This window comes from Streptomyces xiaopingdaonensis, from assembly GCF_000262345.1.
Lineage (GTDB): Bacteria > Actinomycetota > Actinomycetes > Streptomycetales > Streptomycetaceae > Streptomyces > Streptomyces xiaopingdaonensis.
In genome coordinates this window covers 24,473-47,514 of the sequence record NZ_AJTQ01000292.1, presented here as the reverse complement: position 1 = coordinate 47,514, position 23,042 = coordinate 24,473, and the positions used below count along the sequence as shown (strand labels likewise).

Annotated in this window: 24 protein-coding genes; 16 read left to right on the top strand and 8 right to left on the bottom strand. The window is 73.4% G+C overall.

The genetic code is table 11. The annotated features are described in order from the left end of the window. The 3 genes from UWG_RS0123100 to UWG_RS0123090 all read left to right on the top strand — a co-directional run. Window positions 1-545, top strand: a 545-nt coding sequence (locus UWG_RS0123100) for an MFS transporter (RefSeq protein ID WP_033196322.1), incomplete at its 5' end; no start/stop codon positions are given. A gap of 55 nt (window positions 546-600) precedes the next feature. Then, window positions 601-1,377: an alpha/beta fold hydrolase gene (locus UWG_RS0123095; protein ID WP_016909576.1), complete on the top strand. Its 777-nt coding sequence runs from the start codon at window positions 601-603 to the stop codon at window positions 1,375-1,377. A 234-nt stretch (window positions 1,378-1,611) separates the two neighbouring features. After that, window positions 1,612-2,607 carry a hypothetical protein gene (locus tag UWG_RS0123090; protein WP_016909575.1) on the top strand — a complete coding sequence of 332 codons (996 nt, stop codon included), beginning with the start codon at window positions 1,612-1,614 and terminating at the stop codon, window positions 2,605-2,607. A gap of 134 nt (window positions 2,608-2,741) precedes the next feature. Here UWG_RS0123090 and UWG_RS32325 read toward each other — a convergent pair whose 3' ends face one another. After that, a complete protein-coding gene (locus UWG_RS32325) occupies window positions 2,742-2,945 on the bottom strand; it encodes a DUF397 domain-containing protein (RefSeq protein WP_078495714.1) in 204 nt (67 codons plus the stop codon). Between the two features lie 8 nt (window positions 2,946-2,953). Further along, window positions 2,954-3,781, bottom strand: coding sequence for a helix-turn-helix domain-containing protein (locus tag UWG_RS0123085; protein ID WP_016909574.1), 828 nt, complete (start codon window positions 3,779-3,781; stop codon window positions 2,954-2,956). Between the two features lie 311 nt (window positions 3,782-4,092). Between UWG_RS0123085 and UWG_RS0123080 the strand changes: the two genes are divergently transcribed. From UWG_RS0123080 to UWG_RS0123020, 13 genes are all read left to right on the top strand, one after another. Further along, entirely contained in the window at window positions 4,093-4,332 is a 240-nt protein-coding gene (locus tag UWG_RS0123080; RefSeq protein ID WP_016909573.1) for a DUF7848 domain-containing protein, read from the top strand. Beyond that, window positions 4,329-4,457: a hypothetical protein gene (locus tag UWG_RS34050; protein ID WP_016909572.1), complete on the top strand. Its 129-nt coding sequence runs from the start codon at window positions 4,329-4,331 to the stop codon at window positions 4,455-4,457. Before UWG_RS0123080 ends, UWG_RS34050 begins: the two co-directional genes overlap by 4 nt. A 127-nt stretch (window positions 4,458-4,584) precedes the next feature. Next, window positions 4,585-4,806: a hypothetical protein gene (locus UWG_RS0123070; protein WP_016909571.1), complete on the top strand. Its 222-nt coding sequence runs from the start codon at window positions 4,585-4,587 to the stop codon at window positions 4,804-4,806. A gap of 458 nt (window positions 4,807-5,264) precedes the next feature. Beyond that, a complete protein-coding gene (locus UWG_RS0123065; protein WP_016909570.1) occupies window positions 5,265-5,885 on the top strand; it encodes a flavodoxin family protein in 621 nt (206 codons plus the stop codon). Window positions 5,886-6,008: 123 nt separating this feature from the next. After that, entirely contained in the window at window positions 6,009-7,175 is a 1,167-nt protein-coding gene (locus tag UWG_RS0123060; RefSeq protein ID WP_016909569.1) for a 3-deoxy-7-phosphoheptulonate synthase, read from the top strand. Window positions 7,176-7,238: 63 nt separating this feature from the next. Then, the gene (locus UWG_RS0123055) at window positions 7,239-8,009 is read left to right on the top strand and encodes a 2,3-dihydro-2,3-dihydroxybenzoate dehydrogenase (RefSeq protein ID WP_016909568.1); all 771 of its coding nucleotides are present in this window, start codon (window positions 7,239-7,241) and stop codon (window positions 8,007-8,009) included. Window positions 8,010-8,035: 26 nt separating this feature from the next. After that, a complete protein-coding gene (locus tag UWG_RS0123050) occupies window positions 8,036-8,662 on the top strand; it encodes an isochorismatase family protein (RefSeq protein ID WP_016909567.1) in 627 nt (208 codons plus the stop codon). Then, complete coding sequence (locus UWG_RS0123045; RefSeq protein ID WP_016909566.1) at window positions 8,659-10,557, top strand: phenazine-specific anthranilate synthase component I; 1,899 nt, start codon at window positions 8,659-8,661, stop codon at window positions 10,555-10,557. Before UWG_RS0123050 ends, UWG_RS0123045 begins: the two co-directional genes overlap by 4 nt. Next, window positions 10,554-11,555: a 3-oxoacyl-ACP synthase III family protein gene (locus UWG_RS0123040; RefSeq protein ID WP_016909565.1), complete on the top strand. Its 1,002-nt coding sequence runs from the start codon at window positions 10,554-10,556 to the stop codon at window positions 11,553-11,555. Before UWG_RS0123045 ends, UWG_RS0123040 begins: the two co-directional genes overlap by 4 nt. Before the next feature lie 37 nt (window positions 11,556-11,592). Next, a complete protein-coding gene (locus UWG_RS0123035; RefSeq protein ID WP_016909564.1) occupies window positions 11,593-12,393 on the top strand; it encodes an arylamine N-acetyltransferase family protein in 801 nt (266 codons plus the stop codon). After that, window positions 12,390-12,797 (top strand): YybH family protein, encoded by a 408-nt coding sequence (locus UWG_RS0123030; protein ID WP_016909563.1) that lies wholly within the window; start codon window positions 12,390-12,392, stop codon window positions 12,795-12,797. Before UWG_RS0123035 ends, UWG_RS0123030 begins: the two co-directional genes overlap by 4 nt. Window positions 12,798-12,832: 35 nt before the next feature. Further along, window positions 12,833-13,930 carry a phenylacetate--CoA ligase family protein gene (locus tag UWG_RS0123025; protein ID WP_016909562.1) on the top strand — a complete coding sequence of 366 codons (1,098 nt, stop codon included), beginning with the start codon at window positions 12,833-12,835 and terminating at the stop codon, window positions 13,928-13,930. Next, window positions 13,930-15,303 (top strand): aldehyde dehydrogenase family protein, encoded by a 1,374-nt coding sequence (locus UWG_RS0123020; RefSeq protein ID WP_016909561.1) that lies wholly within the window; start codon window positions 13,930-13,932, stop codon window positions 15,301-15,303. The genes UWG_RS0123025 and UWG_RS0123020 overlap by 1 nt, the downstream gene beginning before the upstream one ends. A gap of 203 nt (window positions 15,304-15,506) precedes the next feature. On the opposite strand, the gene UWG_RS0123015 is transcribed toward UWG_RS0123020, so the two are convergent. The 6 genes from UWG_RS0123015 to UWG_RS0122990 form a co-directional block, all read right to left on the bottom strand. After that, entirely contained in the window at window positions 15,507-16,898 is a 1,392-nt protein-coding gene (locus UWG_RS0123015; RefSeq protein WP_016909560.1) for a nitrosuccinate lyase, read from the bottom strand. Further along, window positions 16,895-18,868, bottom strand: a complete 1,974-nt coding sequence (locus UWG_RS0123010) for an FAD/NAD(P)-binding protein (RefSeq protein WP_016909559.1) — start codon at window positions 18,866-18,868, stop codon at window positions 16,895-16,897. The genes UWG_RS0123015 and UWG_RS0123010 overlap by 4 nt, the downstream gene beginning before the upstream one ends. After that, a complete protein-coding gene (locus tag UWG_RS0123005; protein ID WP_016909558.1) occupies window positions 18,865-20,103 on the bottom strand; it encodes an FAD-dependent monooxygenase in 1,239 nt (412 codons plus the stop codon). Before UWG_RS0123005 ends, UWG_RS0123010 begins: the two co-directional genes overlap by 4 nt. After that, window positions 20,100-21,671, bottom strand: a complete 1,572-nt coding sequence (locus UWG_RS0123000) for a class I adenylate-forming enzyme family protein (protein ID WP_029391706.1) — start codon at window positions 21,669-21,671, stop codon at window positions 20,100-20,102. The genes UWG_RS0123005 and UWG_RS0123000 overlap by 4 nt, the downstream gene beginning before the upstream one ends. 44 nt (window positions 21,672-21,715) lie before the next feature. After that, window positions 21,716-22,273, bottom strand: a complete 558-nt coding sequence (locus UWG_RS0122995) for an SRPBCC family protein (protein WP_033196319.1) — start codon at window positions 22,271-22,273, stop codon at window positions 21,716-21,718. A gap of 93 nt (window positions 22,274-22,366) precedes the next feature. Beyond that, the gene (locus tag UWG_RS0122990) at window positions 22,367-22,981 is read right to left on the bottom strand and encodes a TetR/AcrR family transcriptional regulator (RefSeq protein ID WP_016909555.1); all 615 of its coding nucleotides are present in this window, start codon (window positions 22,979-22,981) and stop codon (window positions 22,367-22,369) included. Between the last annotated feature and the right edge of the window lie 61 nt (window positions 22,982-23,042).

Sequence of the window (23,042 nt, the reverse complement as noted above, 5' to 3'; positions counted from 1 at the left end):
CCTCCCCCCCGCCGATGGCGGCCGGCTTCACCGGCTCGATGCTCGGCGGCCGCCTCGCCGCGCGCGCCGGGGTGCGGCCCACGCTGCTCGGCAGCTTCGTCGTCGGTTCCCTGGCGGCGGCTGCGCTCGGGCTCGGGATGTCCGCCGAGGCGAGCTACGTCTCGCTGCTGCCCGCGCTGCTCGTGCTCAACGTCTGCCAGGGCATCGTCTTCACCACGATGTTCGGCGCCGCTTCGACCGGCGTACCGGGCCAGGACCAGGGGATCGCCTCGGGCATCGTCTCGACGGGCCAGCAGATCGGCAGCGCCGTCGGCCTCGCGGTCCTCGTCGGCCTGGCCAACTCGGCGACCGACGGGTCATCGGCCGAGGCCGTCAGCGACGGGCTGCGGACCGCCGTCTTCGCGACCGCGGGCGGCATCGCCCTGCTCATCCTGCTCGCCTGCAACTTCAAGAAGCCGCCGGAGCAGCCCACTTCGGACGCGGCCGCGGCCGAAGAGGCGCCAGGCGAGGACGCGGACCGCCAGCGCGTCGGCCCGGCCGACTGAGCCCCCGCGCACCACCACCGCGCCGCAACAGCCACCACGAAGAGAGCGAGGAACCATGCCTTACTGCAATGCCGCCAACACCCGCGTCCACTACCGGGTGGCAGGCGAGGGCGCGCCCGTCGCCCTCGTCCACGGCGTCGTCTTCGACGCCGAGGGCACCTGGGGCGGGCTCGTCGACAGCTTCACCGACAAGCACACGGTGATCCTCCCCGACTACGCCGGCACCGCCAAGGCCGAGGACGACGGCGGGGAACTCACCGTCGAGGCGCTCACGGAGCAGGTCGTCGCCGCGATCGAGGCGGCCGGGCAGGGCCCCGTCGACCTCGTCGGTTTCTCCCTCGGCGCCGTCGTCTCGGCCTCCGTCGCGGCCACCCGGCCCGACCTGGTGCGCCGCCTCGTCCTCGCCGCGGGGTGGGCCAGGCCCGACGACGAGTACCTCCGCAACCTGATGACGCTCTGGGCAGGTCTTGAGGACGACGCCTCCTTCGGCCGCCTCGGCACGCTCACCGCGTTCAGCCGCGGGTTCCTCAACACCGTGGGGCGCGAGCAGGTGGAGGCGATCATCGCGGGCGGCGAGCGCACCGAGGGAGGCGCACGCCAGGTGGACCTCGCGCGCCGCGCCGACATCCGCGAACTGCTGCCGCGGGTGGAGGCCGAGACGCTCGTCATCGGGTGTGCCCAGGACGCCACCATCCCCGTCGAGCTGACCCGCGAGCTGCACACCGCGATCGAAGGCAGCACCTACCAGGAACTCGACTGCGGCCACGTCGCCGTCATCGAGAAGGGTCCCGAGTTCGTCAAGCTCGTCCGGGAGTTCATCGAGCGCTCCTGACTTCGCCGTAGAGCCGCGCCCACCACTCGTCTTCGCGAGTGGTGGGCGCCGGCCACCGCACTCGCGGTCGCTCGCGTCGCTGATCGCCCTGTCGGCGCTGCCCGACTGCGGCGGTTCGCGGCGGTACTCCGCATCTCACCCGAGCCACTCCTTTCGATGTCTGCACCCGCCGGGGCTGGGCTCGCTACGGTGGCCGCAGCCGAGGGAGCGGAGGACGCGGTGCGGCGACGGCAGATGTTGACCGGCGCGGTGGGAGTCGGTGTGACGGCGGCGCTTGGTGCGCCGACCGCGAACGCCTCGCCGTCATCCGGCACTTCGGCACTTGAGGGCGTCCTGTACCAACCCCCCTCCGCGGCGCCGGTTTCCCTTCCGCGGCTGGTGCAGGAGGCGGCGCGCGCCCGGGCAGCGTGGCGTGCTGCCGAGTACGAGACGCTCGGCCGGGCACTGCCGGGACTCGTCGCCGCGGCGACGGCGACGCGGGACGCCGCGGCCGGCCGGGAGCGGGACCGTGCGCACGTCGCGCTCGCCCGGTCCTACGTACTCACGGCCGAACTGGCGCTGAAGCAGCACAGCGACGCGGCGTGGGCGGCGTCGGTTCGGGCGCTCACGGCCGCTCGCGCGTCCGGGCATCCGGTGCCGGTGGGTGAGGCAACGCGCGTGCTTGCCATCACCATGCGACGGTCCGGGGGCAGTCTCGGCGCGGTGCGGCTTCTGCGCCGGGAGGCGGCCGACCTCGATGCCGAGCAGGCGCAGACGGCGTCGGTGCGTACCACGCTGGCGCTGACGGCCGCCCACACGGCGGCCGTTGGCGGCGACCGGTCGGCGGCGTTCGACCTGCTCGGCGAGGCGGAGGACGAGACTGCGCGGTGTGCGGCGGCGGACGGCCTGTTCACCGTGGACGCGACGCAGCCACAGGTGGACGTGTACCGCATCGGCGTGTGCAACGCCCTGCACGTACCCGACGAGGGGGTAGAGGTGGTGCGGCGACTCGACATCAGTGCCATGCCGACTCGGGAGCGTCGGGCACGCGCGTGGACGGACATCGGCCGGATGTGGCATCAGCTCGGGGACGATCCGCGAACTCTGGCGGCGCTGCGACGAGTCGAGCAGGAAGCGCCGCAGGAAGTCCGGCGCCCGGCGCTCAGGTCTCTCGTCTCCGAGCTGCTGTACACGCCTGCCCGCGTGCCCGGGATCAGGGAGTTCGCTGCGCGGACAGGTGCGGCAGCCTGATCTCGCCGCGAATCATGGGCAGTTCGTGCGTCCGGCCATAGGTGCTGCTACTCGTTATTCGTTCGGCCGTCGCAGATGGCCACATGACCATGCCCCCGCCGCGGCGCGATGCCGGGGCGGGGGCGTTCTCTCGCTCAGTCGAATTCTCCGGCCCTTACGCCAGCGACGAATGCCGTCCATTCGCTTTGCGTGTAGAACTGGGTTCCGTCACCGCGGTTCTTGCTGTCTCGGATCGCTCGGCCGCCATCAGCAGTCATGGCCACCTCGACACATTCCTGTTGCGCCCCCTGCGAAAAGCTGGACTTCCGAAACTCGGTGACGATCTCCTGATTTTTCATGCTGACACTTACTCACTTTCCGGTATCACGTCGAGTTGTTCCCTCAGGAAGGACAGCGTTTGCGTAGGCGTCAACGCCGACGAACGCAGAGCCTCGAAAATCTTGGCGTGAAGCGCCATATCGTCGAGGTCTTCTATGATGACGGTACTCGTCGTGCCGTCAAAAGCGACAGCTTCGGGCGAAGGTTCAGGCCCGAAGCTGTACATGACGAAATGAGAGGTCATGTGCGCCGCCTGCCACTCCGAGGCAGGAAGCACCTGGATACTCACGTTCTGCCGCTGCGCAACCCGGAAGATGTGTCGCAGTTGCCCCTGGTGCGCCTCGCTGGACGGCATCGGAGCGGTGAGTGCTGGCTCCCAAATGACGGCGGCGAAACGGGCTCCATCTTCTTCAATGGCCTTCCTTCTCGCCTGTCGAATGGCCACCACCTCGTCGACAGCTTCGTCCGTATACACTGTCAGACTCGATTCGAGCAATGCCCGTACGTAGTCGTCCGTCTGGAGCAACCCAGGAAGAAAGAGCGGCTGCCAAGTACGGATGTACGTCGCGTCGGACTCCAGCGTGAGAACGTCGGCGTACTCCGGTTTTGATGCCCACTCGTAGTCGAGCCACCAACCGCGCTTGTTGGAATCCCGCGCGAGTTGTTCGAGCTGCTGATGGATCACTTGATCCTTCACGCCGTAAAGCTCAAGGAGCAGCCGGACGTCGCCCGGGCGAGCGCTGCTCTGCCCGGCCTCGATCCGGCTGATCTTCGCCTTCGAACCCACGATGTGATCGGCAGCGTGCTGCTGATCGAGCTTGGCAGCCTCGCGGTACCGCCGCAGCGCTTCGCCCAAGCGTCGGCTCCGCACGGTAGGTCTCCCACCTGCGGGCATGTCCCCTCCTCCTGACGGCGGGCATCAAGTCTGCACGCACCCACGGATCGCATGCTAGTCGGTCCGAGCGACCAGCAAGTTGCAAATTTCCATCACGATGGTGTTGCAAACAAGGCGAGTTCCGTCTTAGCGTTCTTGCAACGCCACACGGTGTCGCTTGTCGGCTACGTGTAGTGATCTTCGTGCTTGCCTGCCGACCTGCGGACCTGTGCCTGTGTGTCTGAACAGTGCCTCGTCGGCAGCTCGTCCCCTCAGCGCCAAGGGTGATTTGCATGCCCAAGTCCCTTTACCGACACCGAGCGTTCGCCATCGTCCGCGACGAGGAGCCCGACGCCGAACCGCACTCGTACGCGATGCAGTGCGCCGTCTGCTCCGAGGCCGGCCCACCGGGCCCGGACGCCGCCGTGGCGCACGACTGGGTCCCCGCCCATCTCCGCGCGCACCCCGAGCACTTGACGTACCGCGAACACATCACACGCGCCTACCGCGCGATCCCCGGTGACTGGCTGTGAGCCGGGCCGCGCGCGCCGCGCGCCGCCGCATCGGAGCCTGGTCAGGCCCCCTCTTCGTCTTCGCCAACGCCAGCAGCATCGCCTTCGTGCTGTATGCCGCCTGGCTCACCCGTCCGGGAGCCTGACGTGCCCAAAACCCCCAAGCCGCCGCCGGAGCCCAAGATCCCGCCGTGCCGGCACAACGGCACGCTCACTCCCGACGGCAAGCGCTGCGCACAGTGCGGCCGCCGGCTCTACCTCTAGGAACCCACCATGATCCGCACCGGCTGGTACGAACTCCCCGACGGCCTCGGCCCGTTCGACCTCAAACGCTGCGACCGCGTCCTGCACGGCGGACGCTGGGCCACCATCGTCGACCTCTACTCCCCCGGCAGCTCAGGCCGCGGCCGCGTCCTCCACCTCGACGACGGCCGCTACTACCTCCTCCGTCCCGGCGAGCGGCTGCCCTGCGGCCGCCGAGCCGGCCACGGCTGAAGGCTCCGCTCGGGCCCGGTGACCACCCCCACCCGGGCCCGAGCGGGCACCACACCCGTCCCGCCGCACCGTCAGGACAGCACCGCGGCGGGGCGGGCCGCGTGACCGCCGCACAGACCATGGACCCCACGTCCCCAGCGGGCGCCCCGCCCTCGGTCGTCGCGGCGCCGGGGCAGTCCCGACTCCCCTGCCCCGTACGGCTGTTATGCGTCGACTTGATGGAGTAGGGACCACCTGACGAAGTAGGACAGAGCAGTTGAGGCCCGGCATGCGCCGGCCCGAGGATCGGAAACGCTCCGGACGACCGCCCGTCGCCGCGGAGCACGGCCGGCCCGGCGCAGGCAGCCGGCGCTGCCGTGCGCAGCCGCTGCCCGCGGCGCTGCTGCCGCCGCTGTCGCCGCCGCCGAGTCGGCTGGCCGGTCGCTGAATCCGCCCATTCGTCGAGGGAGTACTCCGGCATGACCCGTGTCGCCGTCGTCCACTACTCGTCCACAGGCAACACCCACCGGCTCGCCGCCGCCGCGGCCGCGGCAGCGGAGAAGGAGGGCGCCGAGGTCCGGCTGCGCCGCATCGCGGACCCGTACCCGGACACGGTGGTGCCCGGCACCGAGGCGGCCGTCGGCGAGCACGCCGCGGCGTCGCGGGACATCCCGGAGGCCGCCCTCGACGACCTGGAGTGGGCCGAGGGCATCATCGTCGGCACGCCCGTGCGGTTCGGGCTGCCCGCCTCCGCGGTGCTGCGCTTCGTCGACGCCACGGCGCCGCTCTCGGTGCCGGGGAAGCTCCAGAACAAGGCGGTCACCGCGTTCACTTCGGGCTCGGCGCCGCACGGCGGCGCGGAGACCGCGATCCTCTCGCTCCACAACGCGTTCGCGCACTGGGGCGCGCTCATCGTGCCCAACGGTTCGACCGAGCCGATCCTCTTCCAGCCGGAGAACGGCAACCCGTACGGCACCGCCTCCGTCAGCCGCAACCGCCCCGGCAACGTCCACGAGGACAACCTGCGCTCCGTCGAGTTCCAGGCCCGCCGGCTGACGACGATCGCCGCCGCACTCACCCGGGGCCTCGCCGAGGCGTGAGCCGCACCGGGCCCCAACCCGCCCGGCCCCCAGGCGTTTCGGGGAAGCACGAGCCGCACCGCCGCGGGGAGGACGCGCCGCGGCACGGCACCTCACGCCCCGCACACCCGTCTTGGAGACACCGTGGACCAGGTCCTGCGCGCGTTACGCACGCGCCCCGCACCGCAGCAGCCCGAGTGGCCCGACCCCCTCGCGCTGAGGGAGGTGAAGAACGCGCTCGGGGAGCGCCCCGCGCTCGTCCGGGCCGCCGACGTACGGCAGTTGCGGCTCGCGCTGGCCCTCGTCGCCGCAGGCCGGGCCCAGGTCGTGCAGGCGGGCGACTGCGCCGAGGACCCGGCCGAGTCGACCCGTGAGGACGTGGCACGCAAGGCCGGGCTCCTCGACGTCCTCGCGGGCGCGCTCCAGATGGTCACCCGGAAGCCCGTCGTCCGCGCGGGGCGGATCGCCGGGCAGTACGCGAAGCCGCGCTCCCAGCCGACCGAGCAGGTCGGCGGCGTGACGCTCCCCGCCTACCGCGGCCACCTCGTCAACGGTCCCGAACCGGACCCGGAGTTGCGGCGCCCCGACCCGCAGCGCCTGCTCACCGGGTACGACGCGGCCGGCCGCGTCCTCGGACACCTCGGCTGGCGCGGCGGCAGGCCCGAGAGCTCCGCGCCGGTCTGGAGCAGCCACGAGGCGCTCGTCCTCGACTACGAACTCCCCCTCGTACGCACCGACGAGACGGGGCATCTGCTGCTCTCCTCCACCCACTGGCCGTGGATCGGCGAACGCACGCGCCAGTTGGAGGGCCCGCACCTGGCGCTGCTCGCCACCGTGTGCAACCCGGTGGCGTGCAAGGTCGGCCCGGCGATGGAGCCGGAGGAGCTCACCGCGCTCTGCGCGCGGCTCGACCCCCGGCGGACGCCGGGACGCCTCACGCTGATCGCCAGGATGGGCGCCGACGCCGTCGCCGACCGGCTGCCGCCGCTCGTGGCCGCCGTACGCGCGTCGGGGCACCCGGCGATCTGGCTCAGCGACCCGCTGCACGGCAACACCCTCTCGGCGCCCGGCGGTTGGAAGACCCGCCTGCTGCCGACCGTCGTCAGCGAGGTGCGCCGCTTCCAGACGGCCGTCGCAGCGGGCGGCGGCACGGCGGGCGGCCTGCACCTGGAGACGACGCCCGACCAGGTGACCGAGTGCGCAGACGACTCGGCGGCGCTCGCGTCGACAGGCGACAAGTACACCAGCTTCTGCGACCCGCGGCTCAACCCCGCGCAGGCCCTCGCCGTGGTGCACGGCTGGCAGGAGTGACCCCGAAGAGCACACGCGGCGCCGGCCGGCGCCGCGACCGGCGAGCTGTGGAGGTGGCACGGAATGCAGAACAACGTGGCCGTGGTGACGGGAGCGGCCGGCGGCATCGGCGCGGCGATCGTACGGGCGCTCGGCGGGCGGGGCGCCGTCGTCGCCGCCGTCGACCGCGAGGGGGAGCGGCTGGAGCCGCTCACCGAGAAGGCGGCGGCCGAGGGGATGCAGGTGCGCGCGTACCCGGCGGACGTCACCTCGGGGCGCGAGGTGGAGCGCCTCTTCGACCGCGTGGAGGGGGAGTTGGGCGAGGTGGAGTACCTCGTCAACGCCGCCGGGGTGCTCCGCCTCGGCGAGGTGCGCGACTTCTCGGAGAACGACTGGACGGACACCCTGGAGACCAACGCGGGCGGCGTCTTCCGCCTCTCCCGCGCCGCCGTCGCCCGGATGATCCCCCGCCGCCGCGGCGCGATCGTCACCGTCGCCTCCAACGCGGCGGCCACCCCGCGCGCCGGCATGGCCGCCTACGCGGCCTCGAAGGCGGCGGCGACGCTCTTCACCAAGAGCCTCGGCCTGGAGGTGGCCCCGTACGGCATCCGCTGCAACACCGTCGCGCCCGGCTCCACCGACACCCCGATGCTCAGCTCCATGTGGCACGACGAGACCGGTCCCGCCGCGACCCTCAACGGCAGCGCGGAGAACTTCCGGATCGGCATCCCCCTCGGGAAGCTCGCCCACCCCGACGACATCGCGGACGCCGTCGTCTTCCTCCTCTCCGAGCAGGCACGCCACATCACGCTGCACGACCTCACCGTCGACGGCGGCGCCGGCCTCGGCGCCTGAAACGGCACCAGAACCAGGAGACCTCCATGCCCGGCATACCCGCCCTCCTGCCCTACCAGCCGCCCACGGCAGGCGAGTTACCGCGCAACACCGCCGAGTGGACCCCGGACCCGGCCCGCGCCGTCCTCCTCGTCCACGACATGCAGCGGTACTTCCTCGGCGCCTTCGGGGGAAGAGAGCCGCACGACGCGCTCGTCGAGAACGCCGCGGCGCTGCGCGACGGTTACCGCGCCCGCGGCGCCCGGATCGCCTACACGGTGCAGCCGGGCGACATGTCCGACGAGGACCGCGGACTGCTCCGGGACTTCTGGGGCCCCGGCATGCGCAGCACACCCGAGGACCGGCAGGTCGTCGACGCGCTCGCGCCCGAGCCCGGAGACTGGGTGCTCACCAAGTGGCGCTACAGCGCCTTCTTCCGCTCCGACCTGCTCCACCGGATGCGCGCGGCCGGACGCGACCAGCTCGTCCTGTGCGGCGTCTACACGCACGTCGGCGTGGTCGCCTCGGCCGTCGAGGCGTTCACCCACGACATCCGCACCTTCGTCGCCGCCGACGCCACGGCCGACTTCAGCCGGGAGCACCACATGTCGGCGCTCCGGTACGTCGCGGAGCGCTGCGGCATGGTGCTCACCACCAAGGAACTCCTCCGATGAGCCCGGCGGCCGAGCGCTCGGGGAGCGAGCTGCTGGAGCAGGTACTCGCCACGCCCCAGGGCCCGTTCGCGCTCCTGCACCGGCCGGACAGCGCGGACCCGGACTCCGTCGACGTCCTCCTCGGCACCCTCTCGATGCCCGGGTCGCTGGCGGAGCTGCCGCTCCCGGCGGCCGCCCCCGCACCGCAGGGGCCGCGGCAGGACGTGCTCGCCGTCGTGCCGTACCGGCAGATCGCGGAGCGCGGCTTCGCATGCGTCGACGACGGCGCGCCGCTGCTCGCGCTGAGCATCACCGAGCAGGGCAGCGTGGGGCTCGCGGAGTTGGCGGCGCGGGTGCCGCGCCGCACCAGCGGGTTCACCGCCGGCCGGTTCCGCCCTTCCGACGAGGCGTACGCGCGCCTGGTGCGCCGCGTCGTCGACGAGGAGATCGGCAGCGGCGAGGGCGCCAACTTCGTGCTGAAGCGCTCCTTCACGGCCCAACTCGCCGACTACGGCCCGCACACCGCGCTCCTCCTCTTCCAGCACCTGCTGGAGCGCGAGTCCGGCGCCTACTGGACGTTCCTCGTCCACACCGGCGACCGCACCTTCGTCGGCGCGTCCCCCGAGCGGCACGTGAGCCTCCGCGACGGCCGCGCCGTCATGAACCCCATCTCCGGCACCTACCGGTACCCGGGCTCGGGCCCCGACCTGCCCGGGATCATGGAGTTCCTCGGCGACCGCAAGGAGACGGACGAGCTCTTCATGGTGCTCGACGAGGAGCTCAAGATGATGGCCCGCATCTGCGAGTCGGGCGGGCGGGTCACGGGGCCCCGGCTGAAGGAGATGGCCCGGCTCGCGCACACCGAGTACCTCATCGAGGGCGAGAGCCGCCAGGACCCGCGCACCGTGCTGCGCGAAACGCTCCTCGCGCCGACCGTCACCGGCAGCCCGCTGGAGAGCGCCTGCCGCGTCATCGCGCGGCGGGAGCCGGCCGGGCGCGGCTACTACAGCGGCGTCGCGGCGCTCGTCGGCCGCGACGAGCAGGGCGACCGCACCCTGGACTCGACGATCCTGATCCGCACCGCCGACATCGACGCACGCGGCCGTGTGGAGATCGGCGTCGGCGCCACCCTCGTCCGCCACTCCGACCCGCGCTCCGAGGTCGCGGAGACGGCGGCGAAGGCGGCCGGGCTGCTCTCCGCGCTCGGCGGCGAGCGGCCGCAGCGCTTCGGGACGCACCCCGCGGTCCGCGAGGCGCTGCGCCGGCGGAACGCGGCGATCTCCGGGTTCTGGCAGAGCGGCCACGCCCGACGCCGCGCCGCCGCACCGCTGTTGGACGGCCGCAAGGCACTCGTCGTGGACGCGGAGGACACGTTCACCGCGATGCTCGACCACCAGCTCTCCTCGCTCGGCCTCGACGTGACCGTCCGCAGGTACGACGAGCCGTACGCGCTCGACGGCGGGTGGGACCTCGTGGTGATGGGTCCCGGACCCGGTGATCCGCGGCAGCTCGCCGAGCCGAAGATCCGGCACCTCGAAGCGGACCTGCGCCGACTCCTCGCCGAGGAGCGCCCGTTCCTCGCCGTCTGCCTCAGCCACCAGGTGCTCGCCGGGCTGCTCGGGCTGCCGCTGCACCGGCGCGAGACGCCCAACCAGGGCCTGCGGCAGGAGATCGACCTCTTCGGCACCCGCGAAGAGGTCGGCTTCTACAACGCGTTCAGCGCGCTCAGCACCCAGGACAAGATCGAGAGCGAGGCCGCGGGGCTCGTCGAGGTGAGCCGCGAGGCCGGGACGGGCGAGGTGCGCGCGCTGCGCGCGCGCCGGTTCGCCTCGCTCCAGTTCCACCCGGAGTCGGTACTCACGCACGAGGGTCCCCGCATCCTCGCCGGCCTCCTGACGGAGGTGCTGGCCCCGTGAGTCAACCGCCCGGCACGGCAGGCGCGTCGGCCGCGTACGTCCTCGGCACGGGCGGCCACGTGCCCGCGCGGACCGTGAGCAACGCGGAGGCCGGAGCGGCGGCCGGCGTCACGGACGAGTGGATCGCGCGGAAGACGGGCGTGCGTACCAGGCACCGCGCCGACGCCGGCGAGGCCACCTCCGACCTCGCCGTGCACGCCGGGAGGGCGGCGCTGCGGAGCGCGGGGCTCAGCGCCGCCGACCTCTCCTACGTCGTCGTCGCCACCTCGACCCCCGACTCCCCGCAACCGCCGACGGCAAGCGCCACGGCGGCCGGACTCGGCGCGCCCGCCGGCACGGCCGCCTTCGACGTCAACGCCGTATGCAGCGGCTTCGTCTTCGCGCTCACGCTCGCCTCGGGGCTGCCGGGATACGGGCTCGTCGTCGGCGCCGACGTCTACTCGCGCATCCTCGACCCGGGCGACCGGCGGACCGCCGTGCTCTTCGGCGACGGTGCGGGCGCCGTCGCCCTCGGCCCGCACGCCGCGGGGCTCGGCGCACGCGTCCTCGCGACGCGGCTCGCCGGCTACGCGGAGGCGCGCGGCCTCATCGGCGTACCCGCGGGCGGCAGCCGGATGCCGGCCACGGCCGAGACCGTCGCCGCCGGGCTCCACCACTTCACGATGGACGGACGCGGCGTCCGCGAGTTCGTCCGGGAGCAACTCCCGCCCGCCGTGCACGACTTCCTCCGCTCGGCGGGCCACAAGCCCGAGGAGGTCGACCACTTCGTACCGCACCAGCCCAACCTCCGGATGCTGGAGGCCCTTTCGGACCCGCTGCGCATACCGCACGAGCGCACCTGGTCGACGACGGAGGAGTACGCCAACACCGGTGCCGCCGCGGTGCCGTTGACGCTCGACCGCGCCGCGCGGTCCGGGCGCGTGCGGCCGGGCGACCTCGTCCTGCTCGCCGGCTTCGGCGGCGGCATGGCGCTCGGCCTCGCCCTGCTCCGCTGGTGAACGCCCCACCCGACCGACGACCCGAAGAGGAGAAGCCATGCTCGAAGAATCGCAGGTCGAGGCGTACTTGAAGCGCATCGGCGCGACCGCGCCCGCCCGCCCGGGACTGGAGGGGCTGCGCCACCTCCAGGAGCGGCACGTGCTCTCGGTGCCCTTCGAGAACCTCGACTACCACCTCGACCGTGCCATCCGCATGGACGAGGAGGTCCTCACCAAGGTCGTCGACGAGCACCGCGGCGGCGGCTGCTACGAACTCAACCCGGCGCTGTACTTCCTGCTCACGTCGCTCGGCTACCGGGTGAGCATCCTGCCGGGCCGGGTGCACAGGCCCGACGGCATCGGCCCCGCGATGTGCCACCTCGCGCTGCGGGTGGAGCTGGAGGAGGCCTGGCTCGTCGACGTCGGCTTCGGACGCAACAGCAGGCGCCCGCTGCGCCTCGCCGACCGCGCGGACCAGAGCGATCCGCACGGCACCTACCGGCTCACCGAAGCCCCCGAGGGCGGCATCGACGTCCTGCTCAACGGCCGCCCGCTCTACCGCGTCGACGACCGCCCCTGCACCCTCGACGACTTCCGCCCCACGCTCTGGTGGTACCGCACCTGCCCCGATTCCCCGTTCCTCCAGGACGCGTTCTGCGCGCTCCGCACCGAGGACGGCCGCGTCACCCTCCGCGGCACCACCCTGACCACCATCGACTCGCAGGGCCGCACCGAGGAGGAACTCCCCGACGAGGGCGCCGTGTTGAGCGCGTACAAGGAGCACTTCGGGTTCGAGCTGGACCGCCTGCCCGACGACCCGGCGGTCGCGGGGCGTACCGCGGGGGTGCAGATCGGATGAGCACCGGCAGCCCGGCACGCGCCGGGATCGATGCGCCGACCGCGCCCGAGGAGCTCCCCGCCGCCTTCGCCGAGGCGTTCAACAGCGGCGAACCGGCGGTCGTGGAGCGGCTCTTCGAGCCGGACGCCGTCTTCGTCACCGAGCCGGGGAACGCCGTCTCCGGCGAGGCGAGGCGCGCGGCCGTCGCCGACTTCCTGGCCCTCGGCGTCCCGATCGCGCTCACCCCGCGGCACGTCTACACCGCGGGCGACCTCGCGCTGATCGTCGGCGAGTACCTCATCGAGGGGACGGCGGCCGACGGTTCGGCCGTGCACTCGGCCGGCGTCGCCACCGACGTCGCCCGCCGGGGCGCGGACGGCAGGTGGCGCTACGTCATCGACAGCCCGCCCGGCATCACGCCGTGAACCGCGGGTCCGACCACCCAACGGAGGGAAGAACCATGGCATTTGCCGACCCCGTACTCGACTCGCCCAAGGAGGCGGCCGCCGACCCGGACGCCTTCGTCCGCGCCGCGATGCACTGGCACTTCTCCCCCGGTACCGGCTCGCCCTTCTGGCTGGCGCGCAGGGCCGAGCTCGGCTTCGACCCGCTCACCGACATCCGCGGGCACGCGGACCTCGCGAGGTTCCCCAACCTCGCGAGCGAGCTGCGCGAGGCGCCTGTCGGCGAGCTGATCCCGCGCGGCTACGGCGAGCGGCCCGACGTCGTCGGCGTCTACGAGAGCGGCGGCACCACGGGCGCGCCCAAGCGGATCGCCCTGCTCCAGGACTGGCTCGACCGGCTCCTCGCCTGGTCGAGCGGGCAACTCGACGCGCACGGCGTGCCGCAGGACGTCAACTGGCTCGTGGTGGCGCCCTCGGGGCCGCACATGGTGGGCGACGTCATCAAACGCCAGACGGCGTACCGCGGCGGCCTCGCCTTCACCGTCGACCTCGACCCGCGCTGGGTGAAGCAGCTCATCTCCGGGGGGCGCGCGGCCGAGGCCGACGCGTACGCCGAGCACATCGTGGACCAGGCGGCGTACGCGCTGCGCTCCCAGGAGATCGGCGTCCTGATGTGCACGCCGCCGGTGCTGGAGCGGATCTCCCGCCGGGACGAGCTCGCCGCGCTCGTCAACCGCAAGGTACGCGCGATCAATTGGGTCGGCACCCAGATGGACGCGGACACCCGGCACCTGTACCGCACCGAGGTCTTCCCCGACGCCGTCCTCTACAGCGGGTACGGAAGCACCCTCATCCTCGGCAACGCCAGCGAGCGGCCCGGGCTCACCGACGACGAACCGTGCGTCTACGACCCGTTCTCGCCGTACATGTCCTTCGGCGTCGTCGATCCGGAGAGCGGCGAGCCGGTGGCGTACGGGGAGCGCGGGCAGGTCGTCATGCACCACGTGAGCCGGAGCCTGCTGCTGCCGGCGAACCTGGAGCGGGACACGGGGCTGCGCGTCGAGCCGCTCCCCGGCCAGGTCGGCGACTCGGTGGCCGACATCGCGCCGGTCGCGACCTTCGAGGACCAGAACGTGATCGAGGGGGTGTACTGATGGCCGAGGAGCTGATCCAGCTCGACGCGCTCGGCGCGAGCGGCGCCTACCGGTCGCGCCGGCGGCAGACGGTGGAGGACGTCGCCGGGCACCCCGTCGCCGAACTCACCCTCGTACCGGGGCTCTTCGTGGGCCGCACGATGAAGGCGCTGCACCGGGCGCGCACCCTCCCGGCGCCCGAGCGGATCGCCGCGCTCGCGCGCGCCGGGTCGCTCTTCGCCGAGGGCGTCTTCGACGGCCTCGGCCCCGCCGAGTACCGCAGGACGGTGAGCCGCGTCTCCGGCGTGCCCGTCTCCGTGGTCGCCGAGGCGGCGGCGGCGATCTCCGAGGCGGCAGGGACCGCGGGCGAGACCGCGTACGCGGCGAAGCCCGCGGCCGCGGTGAGCGACTGGCGGTCCCCCGAGACGACGGAGGGCAGCGCCGTGTGGACCCGGCGCGGCGACGTCTTCGCCGTCCACGCGGCGGGCAACCACCCGGGGCCGCACTCGCTGTGGCTGGAGGCGCTCGCGCTCGGCTACCGCGTCGCCGTACGCCCGTCGCGCCGCGAGCCGTTCACCCCGCACCGCCTCGTACTCGCCCTGCGCGAGGCGGGGTTCGGGCCCGACCACGTCGCGCTGCTGCCGACGGACCACGGCACCGCGGACGCGATCCTGCGCGACGCGGACCTGGGTCTCGCCTACGGCGGGGACGACGTGGTCGCCAAGTACGCGGGCAGCGGGGTGCTTCCGCAGGGCCCGGGGCGCTCGAAGATCCTCGTCACCGCGGACACCGACTGGCGCGCGCACCTCGACACGATCGTCGCCTCCGTCGCCCACCAGGGCGGCGTCGCCTGCATCAACGCCACGTCCGTACTGGTCGAGGGCGACCCGGCGCCGCTCGCCGAGGCGCTCGCGGAGCGCCTCGCGACGCTGCCCACACTGCCGCCCGAGGACGAGCGGGCCGTGCTCTCGGCCCAACCCGCCGACGCGGCGCGGGCGTTGGAGAAACACCTGCTGAGCAGGGCGGCGGGGACCACCGCGTGGCTGGGCGGGAACGGCGTGGTCGACGAACTCCCGGGCGGCGGCGCCGTGTTGCGCCCCGCCGTCCACCAGGTCGCGACGGCCGGCGCCGAGCAGCACCGCGTCGAACTCCCCTTCCCCTGCGTGTGGGTGGGCCCCTGGAGCCCGTCCGACGGAGCAGGCCCGCTGCGGGACAGCCTCGTCCTCACGGTCATGACCGAACAGGACGCGCTGGTGGACGAGTTGGTGGCCGAGCCGTCGATCAGCAACGTCTACCGCGGCGACCACCCGACGTACTGGATCAGACCCGGCGTTCCGCACGACGGGTACCTGGGCGAGTTCCTGATGCGGACGAAGACGGTGATCCGGGACTGAACCCGACCGGCCGGAGCCCCCGCACGAGGGCTCCGGCCGAGGCGCCTTCGGTGACTGGTTCGACAGGGCGTGCCGGCACGGGAGTCGGAGCACGAGCCGTCACTCAGCAACGCCTGGGCGACCGCCCGAACGCTCACCCGCACGGTGACCCGCGGCTGAGCCCCGACCGGCCGGAACCCCACGGGGCTCCGGCCGAGGCGTCTTCAGCGCCCGGGGCCGCACCCCAGCTCCCGATCGACGAGTGCGCCCGCCGCGCCCGCGTACCCGAGCGGGTCGGTCAGCTCGGCGAGCTTCTGCGGACCCAACTCCGCCTCGATCGCGGGGCGTTCGGCGAGCACCTCGGCGAGGGGCCGTCCGGTGGCTTCGGCGTCGGCCGACGCCTCCGCCAGTGCGCGCCGCGCCTCCTGCTTCCCCAGGTGCGGCGCGAGCGCCGCCGCGACCCGTTCGGAGACGATCCGGCTTCCGGTGAGGGCGAGGTTCTCGCGCATCCGGGACTCGTGGACGCGGAGCCCCTCGGCGAGCTCCACGGCGGTCTCGGCGGCCCCGCCCGTCAACCGCAGGGATTCGCGGAGGAGTTGCCACTCGGCGTGCCAGCCGCCGCCGGAGCGCTCGTCCTCGGAGAGGAGGCTCTGCGTCAACCCGGTGGCGAGCACGGGAACTTGGAGCGCGGCGCTGCGCACCAGGGCGGCGAGCACCGGGTTGCGCTTGTGCGGCATCGCCGAGGACGAGCCGCGCCCCGCCACGGCGGGCTCGCTCACCTCGCCCACCTCGGTGCGCGCGAGCAGCTGCACGTCCACGGCGAACTTGCCGAGCGCGCCCGCGGTGAGCGCCAGCACCGAGCCGAGGTCGGCGAGCGGGGTACGCCGCGCGTGCCAGGGCAGCGGCGGGACGGCGAGCCCCGTCTCCGCGGCGAACGCCTCGGTGAGCCGCGCCGCGTAGCCGCCCGACGCGTCCTCCGCGCCGTCCCCGGCCGCGAACTCCACGTAGCCGGCGAGGGTTCCGGCGGCGCCGCCGAGGGAGACGGGCAGTCCGTCGAGGACGCGGCCGAGCCGCTCGTCGGCCTCCAGGAGCGCCCGCCGCCATCCGGCCGCCTTGAGGCCGAAGGTGACGGGGACCGCGTGGAGCGCCAGCGTCCGCCCCGGCATCGGGGTGTCCCGGTACCGTCGCGCGAGACTGGCGAGGGCCTCGGCGCAGCGGTGCAGGTCCTCCCTGAGCAGCCGCAGCACCTGCGCCGAGACGAGCATGGCACCGGTGTCGAGGACGTCCTGGCTCGTGGAGCCGCGGTGCACGTACTCGGCGGCGCCCGGCTCCAGCCGCCCGACGCGCCGGGTGAGCGCCGCCACGAGCGGCACCACGGGGTTCGCCGACTCCCTCGCGGCGAGGGCGAGTTCGCGCACGTCGAAGGCGTCGGCGTCGGCGGCCTCCGTGATGGTGCGGGCCGCGCTGGCGGGCAGCGCGCCGAGCCTCGCCTGGGCACGCGAGAGGGCGGCCTCCGCCGTCAACATCCCCTGGAGCCAGGCCCGGTCGTCCACCGCCGCCTCGGCGCGCGTCCCCGCGCGCACGGGTGAGAGGAGACCCGCGTCCAGGGCCGTCATACGAGCACCCCCGTGCGTTCCGCCGCCGTGTCCGACGACCGCTCGCCGGGCGCGGAGGCCGGCGGCAGGGAGAGCACCTCGCGCGCGAGGGCGTCCGAGTCGCCGAGCGTCACCGAGTCCACGCCGGGGCGCGTGCCTGCCGCGGTGACCCAGTGCACGCCTTCCGTCGGGACGCCGAAGGCGAACCTGCGCGGGTGCGCACGTCCCCCGCCGTCGACGACGCGGTACGGGCGGCGGGTGACGGCGAGCCCGCCCGTGTCGTGGCCGCAGCCTCCCCGTGCCGGGATGCGGTACGTGGTGCACTGCGCCGTCTCCATGAGGTGCCGCAGCAGCGGTTCCGCGGTGCGGCGCAGGTCGGTCTCGGGAAGCCGCGCCTCGATGAGCACCCGGGCGCGGACCGGCGGCCCCGGCACCGTCCGCGAGGCGCAGACGAAGGCGGGGTTCCCGGGGTCGATGCGGATCTCCGTGCCGGGGCCCGTGAGCTCCACGAGGCCCGCGTCGACGAGCGCGAGGAGCTGCTCGATCCGCTCGGCGGGCGGGCCGATCGAGAGGAAGGCGTTGAACGGCGTGTACCAGCCGGAGAGTTCGTCGCGGTAGGAGCGCCCGTCGAGGCCGCCGTGGTCGACGACGAGGCGGACCTCGTTGCGGATGTCGCGCAGCACGTCGAGCGCGGCCTTGAGCGGACCCGTGACGTTGCCGGAGCGGGCGGCGCGCACGTCCTCGGCGAGGTGGCCGCGGAGCCAGTCGCGGAACTCGGCGCGGTCCCTGAAGCGGCGCCCGCCGTACGGACGCGCGAGGCGCTCCCAGTCCCACCTGTCCTCCTCGCCGATCCCGTACGCGGCGAGGAGTGCCGGCCGCTCGTCCTCCGCGTCCGGCGGCAGCGCGAGGTACCGCGCGACGAGGTGCTCGCGCTCGGCGGCGCGGCCGCGCGCCGCGAGCAGCGCACCGTAGTAGACGCTCTCGACCTCGCGCGCCACGAGCGGCCACACGTCCGCCCCGAACTCGACCCGGCCGCCGCGCGCCCGGAGCTCCTCCACGGTCCGCGCGTCGAGCAGGCGGGGCAGGTGGCGGCCCGAGGCGCCCTTCTCGTTCTCGCCGCGGGCGTGGTAAGGAACGCCCCTGCGGGAGCTGGCGAAGAGCTTCGGCTCCCTCCCCGACGGGCGGTAGACGAGCCCGTGTCCGCCGCGCTCGAAGACGCCGCCGCGTGCCGTGGTGAAGAGCGCGAGGTAGTCGAAGAAGCACAGCCCGAGGCCGCGCAGGAGCACGTGCTCCCCGGGCGCGATGTCGTCGAGCACGGCGTCCGCCGGGTTGCCGGAGGCGACGTACCGCAGGCCGTGCACGCGCGCGAGGCTCGCGGTCTGTGCCTCGCGCGGCGAAGGGCGCACGGGCCCGTGGCCGAGCGCGAGGACGACCGCGTCGAGCTGGTGGAGGCGGGTGCCGTCGGCGAGGCGTACGCCCTGCGGCCCGCCGGCCACCCCGTGGGTGTCGGCGGCGGCGACGGCGGCGGACCCGTGCACCCGTACGGTGACGCCCTCGGGCGCCGACACCGCGATCCGTCGGAACGCGTCCCGCAGGTAGCTCCCGTAGAACGCCCTGCTGGGGTAGGTGTCGGGGCCCAACTCGGCTGCCTCGGCGACGGTTTCCGCTCCGTGCTCCTCGGCTGCTCCGGGCTCGTGCGCGAGGCCGCGTGCCCACTCGTGGAGGGTGGGGCCCGGCTCGATCGGTCCGTCGATCCGCGTCGACGCGTCGGTGTAGACGGTGATCTGCGAGGCCACCGTGTTCATCAGCAGGTGCCGGTGCTGGTCTGTGCGCCAGACGGCGCCCGCGCCCGGCGGCGAAGGGTCCACCATGTGCACGAGCAGCGGCGGACTCGGGGGCTGCGCACGGGCGTTGGCGCAGAGCCGCTCAAGGACGGAGAGCCCTCTGGGTCCTGCTCCGAGTATGCAGACCTGGCGGAGGTTGGCTGTCACGTCGAGGCTCCGTCCCGGACGGGAGCAGTGTCGGTGTCGGTGAAGTCGCGGGCGCCGTGCATCCACGCCAGGTGGCCGTGGAGCTGCTCGGGCGAGAGGGCGGCGAGCGCGCGGTTGCGCTCCTTCGCCGCCTCGTCCGAGGGGTGCCAGAGGCCGATGCTCAGCCGCGAGACGTCCTGGATCTCGGCGGTGCGCCGCCGGCGCCGCGCGTTGTACTCCGCGAGCAGGGCGGGCAGTTCGGCGTCCCCGCGCTCCAACAGGTCGCCGAGGACGACGGCGTCCTCGAGGCTCTGGCAGGCACCCTGTGCGGCGTAGTGCAGCATCGGGTGGGCGGCGTCGCCGAGGAGGGTGGTCCGGCCGTCCGTCCAGCCGGGCACGGGCGGGCGGTCGACGAGCACCCACGAGCGCCAGTCCTCGCCCAGAGCCATGAGCCGCTGCGCGCCCTCGCCGAGCGCCTTCATCTCCCGCTCCACGAGCGCCTGCGTCGCGGGCACGCCGGCGAGCGCCTCGGTGGCCCCGTCGGCGCTGCTCGCCGCCATGTTGAGGTACTTGCCGCCGGCTATCGGGTAGTGGACGAAGTGGCAGCCGGGCCCCGCCCACCAGGTCACGGCGGTGAGGAGGCGCTCCGCCTCCGGCACGCGCTCCATCGGGACCACGGCCCGGTAGACCGTGATCCCCGAGACCCGCGGCTCCCCGTCGCCGACCAACTGCCGCCGGATCGCGGAGTGCAGGCCGTCGGCGCCGATCACGATGCGCGCGGTGAGGCGCTCGCCCGCTGCCGTGCGCACGGTCGCGGTCGCGGGCCCGTTCTCGTAACCCGCCACCGCGCAGCCGCTCCTGAGCTCCACCGCCGGATCGGACCGGCACGCCGCGAGCAGCGCCGCGTGGAGTTCGGCGCGGTGGACGACGACGTACGGGTTGCCGAACCGACGCCTGTACCCCTCGGTGAGCGGCACGCTCGTCACGTGTTCGCCCGTCACGCCGTCCATGAAGCGCAGTTCGGACATGTGGACGGCGAGCGACCGCACCTCGTCGCCGACGCCGAGGCGGTCGAGGGCGTGCAGCCCGTTCGGCGCGATCTGGATGCCCGCGCCGATCTCGGCGAACCGCTCGGCGCGCTCCAGCACGAGGACGCGCATGCCCGCCCTCGCCACCGCGAGCGCCGCGGCGAGGCCGCCGATCCCGCCGCCGACGACGACGGCGTCGAGGCCCTCTCCGGGCCCCTGCGCGCTCACGCGCCCTGCCCGGCGCCGACGGCGAGCAGCTTCGCGAGTTCCAGCCTTTTGACCTTGGTGGTCGCCGTCTGCGGCAGGTCGGCCTGCTTCCACTGCACGGGCTCGGCCATCGGCGGCAGCCCGGCGACGGCCGCCTCCCAGGCGGCCCGGTCGAGCGGCACGTCCCCCCTGGTGCACACGACGGGCACGGCGCGCCCGTCCCCGCCCGGCACGACGACCACCTCCGCGAGCTGCGGAACCCTGCCGAAGAGCCGGTCCTCCACCGCGAGCGTGCTGCCGAACCCGTCGATGAGGTCGACCTCGCGGTCGAGCAGGTGCACACACCCCCACTTGGTCCGGTATCCGACGTCCCCCATGCGCCACCAGCCGTCGGTCACCTGCTCCCGGTAGCGCTCGTCCTCACCGAGGTAGGTGACGATCCGCCCGTCGCTCTTCACCTCGATGTATCCGGGGTTCTCGGCCGAGGGCGGCCTGCCGTTGCGGCTGACGACGCGCACGTCCGTCATGCCGGGGAAGGGGACGCCGACGCAGCGCCCGTCGGCGTTCTGGCTCCTGCGGCGCGAGAAGGAGCGCACCACGGAGGGGCCGATCTCGCTCTGCCCGTAGAGCTGCCCGAAGACGGGCGCGGGGCGTTCGGAGGCGGCGAGGAGCCGTTGGACGGTGCGCGGGTGGATCGCGTCGAAGGTGCTGCTGTAGAGCCGTACACCGGAGAGCGGGCGGCGCGGGTCGTCGGCCAACTCCTCCCACTGGAGGTAGGAGTTGGGGTGTGCCTCCAGCACCGTCGGCTTCAGCCCCGCGAAGAGGTCGGCGACGTGCGCGGTGCCACCGTCGGCGAGGATCACCACCGGGTAGCCGCGCAGCAGCGAGATGGCGAGCGCGGTGACGAGGCGGGAGTGGACGAACGAGACGTGGATGGCGACGACCTGCCGCCCGCGCAGCGGCGCGGTGACGGCGGCCTGCGGACGGAACCGCGCCTGGAGCGTGCGCCCGGTGTGCACGGCGAGCTTGGGCACGCCCGTCGTCCCCGAGGTGTGGGTGATCAGCGCCGGATGGTCGGGCGGCATCTCCAGGGGGGCGACGCGCTCGACACCGGCGAACGAGGCGAGGGTCCGCGCCCTCGGGTGGCTGCCGGTGACGAGCAGCACGCTCTGCGAGGCGTCGAACACTTCCTCGGAGAGCTCCTGCCCGAGCTTGGCCCCGTCGGTGACGAGGTGCGGCCGGCCGGTGCGCCGCATGAGGGTCTCGACGGTCGCGCCGTCGAGCTGCGGCGAGAGCAGCACGGGGACGGCGCCGATCCGGGCGGCCGACCATGCGAGCAGCGTGATGTCGAAGCCGTCGGACTTGTAGACGACGACGCGGTCGCCCGCGCGTATGCCCGACGACCGTAAACGGGAGGCGAGGTCGGCGACGGCGTCGGCCGCCTCGCCCACCGTCGCCCGTCTGCCGAGCTGCGGTGCCGCGTCGAGGTCGTGGTCGAAGACGAGTATGTTGGCCGGGTGGCGTCGGGCGGCCCGCTCCAGGAGCGTGCCGAGGCCGATCCCGCGGTTGGCCACGCGCTGTAGAAACACTTCGCCGTCCTCTCGGGGAAGGTGGATCGTTCAGCCGGAGATGCTCAACCGTCCTTCTCGATGACGGACTTGAGGCGCCGCAGGGTCTCGCCCATCTCGCGCTCCAGCTTCTCGCCCCACTCGGCGAAGAACCGCTCGCGCTGCGCGGCGTCCATCTCGGCGGTGATGCCCCGGATGCCCTCGGTCGGCGCACCCATCCTGAAGTGGTGCACGAGGGTGCTGCCCTGGGAAGCGGGCGCGATGTCGAACCCCCACACGCTCTCCTGGACGCGCTCGGCCGAGTCGCGCATGGCCCAGTGGAACCGGGCGCCCGGCTCGGCCGCCGTCACCTCCGCGTGCGTACGCCAGTTGCCCCGCACGACGGGGGCCCAGGAGACCTCCTCCTCGGTGCGGTGGTTGCGGCCCTCGAAGACCGAGCCGACGGCGCCGGGTTCACCGGAGACCCAGTCGCCCCCGGTGCATTCGGCGCTCCACTCGCCGCTGCGCGGCAGGTCGCTCACGACCGCGTACACCTGCGCCGGAGGGGCCTGGACGGGCGTTTCCGCACGTACCCGGAAGAGCGTGCGAGCATCGCTTGTCTCTGAAGTCGCGTATGCGTCCATGGCCGGGATGGTGCCAGGGGCGCGCCGGGAGGGGTCAAAGCCGGCGTGCGGTCTCCGTCAAGTCCCGCCGTGGGCGGCACGGAGGGCGCCGGGCTACCCGGCGGGCGCCGCGTAGGAGTGCAGGAAGGTCTCGACGCCCTCGGCGACCACGGTGGTGACCTGCCGCCTCGACATGGGAAGGGCGCCGTAGAAGGTCGGCTGGGCGACCGCTATGAAGGTGAGCAGGTTGAGGTGGTTGGCGGCGCGCGCCGGGTCGTCGGTCGCGAGGTGCCCGCGGTCGGCCAACTCGGAGATCCAGCGGGTGAGTTCGGCGATCGTCGCCCAGGGGCCCGCCTGCTGCCACTCCTCCAGGAGGACGGGCCTGATGCGGGCGGCCTCCGCCTCGATGACCCGGACGAGCGCCCAGTGGTCGGCGAACTCCTCCAGCGTGGCGACGCGGTCGAGGGAGAAGGCGACGAGGTCCTGCTCCAGGTCGACGATCTTGTGGAGGTGCCGGTCGGCGAGGACCGCCTGACTGCGGGCGACCTCCCGTGCGCCCTCCAGGACCACCGCCTGGAAGAGGGACTCCTTGTCCGTGAAGTGGTTGTAGACCGTCCGCTTGGAGACCTCCCCCTCGGCGGCGATCACGTCGACGCTCGCCCCCGTGAAGCCCTCGCGGCCGAAGACGGCCCTGGCCGCCCGCACGATGGCACGTCGCTTCTCCGGCATACGACGTGTCCTCGCTGAGGTCGTCTCGACTGTCACTGCGCGCTCTCCTCCTGGGACGGTT

Bases quoted from the DNA above. Each gene is read 5' to 3' on its own strand.
- UWG_RS0123095 (WP_016909576.1), top strand. From the start codon at position 601: ATGCCTTACTGCAATGCCGCCAACACCCGCGTCCACTACCGGGTGGCA.
- UWG_RS0123090 (WP_016909575.1), top strand. From the start codon at position 1,612: ATGTTGACCGGCGCGGTGGGAGTCGGTGTGACGGCGGCGCTTGGTGCG.
- UWG_RS32325 (WP_078495714.1), bottom strand. From the start codon at position 2,945: ATGAAAAATCAGGAGATCGTCACCGAGTTTCGGAAGTCCAGCTTTTCG.
- UWG_RS0123080 (WP_016909573.1), top strand. From the start codon at position 4,093: ATGCCCAAGTCCCTTTACCGACACCGAGCGTTCGCCATCGTCCGCGAC.
- UWG_RS0123070 (WP_016909571.1), top strand. From the start codon at position 4,585: ATGATCCGCACCGGCTGGTACGAACTCCCCGACGGCCTCGGCCCGTTC.
- UWG_RS0123065 (WP_016909570.1), top strand. From the start codon at position 5,265: ATGACCCGTGTCGCCGTCGTCCACTACTCGTCCACAGGCAACACCCAC.
- UWG_RS0123055 (WP_016909568.1), top strand. From the start codon at position 7,239: ATGCAGAACAACGTGGCCGTGGTGACGGGAGCGGCCGGCGGCATCGGC.
- UWG_RS0123050 (WP_016909567.1), top strand. From the start codon at position 8,036: ATGCCCGGCATACCCGCCCTCCTGCCCTACCAGCCGCCCACGGCAGGC.
- UWG_RS0123045 (WP_016909566.1), top strand. From the start codon at position 8,659: ATGAGCCCGGCGGCCGAGCGCTCGGGGAGCGAGCTGCTGGAGCAGGTA.
- UWG_RS0123035 (WP_016909564.1), top strand. From the start codon at position 11,593: ATGCTCGAAGAATCGCAGGTCGAGGCGTACTTGAAGCGCATCGGCGCG.
- UWG_RS0123030 (WP_016909563.1), top strand. From the start codon at position 12,390: ATGAGCACCGGCAGCCCGGCACGCGCCGGGATCGATGCGCCGACCGCG.
- UWG_RS0123025 (WP_016909562.1), top strand. From the start codon at position 12,833: ATGGCATTTGCCGACCCCGTACTCGACTCGCCCAAGGAGGCGGCCGCC.
- UWG_RS0123020 (WP_016909561.1), top strand. From the start codon at position 13,930: ATGGCCGAGGAGCTGATCCAGCTCGACGCGCTCGGCGCGAGCGGCGCC.
- UWG_RS0123015 (WP_016909560.1), bottom strand. From the start codon at position 16,898: ATGACGGCCCTGGACGCGGGTCTCCTCTCACCCGTGCGCGCGGGGACG.
- UWG_RS0122995 (WP_033196319.1), bottom strand. From the start codon at position 22,273: ATGGACGCATACGCGACTTCAGAGACAAGCGATGCTCGCACGCTCTTC.
- UWG_RS0122990 (WP_016909555.1), bottom strand. From the start codon at position 22,981: ATGCCGGAGAAGCGACGTGCCATCGTGCGGGCGGCCAGGGCCGTCTTC.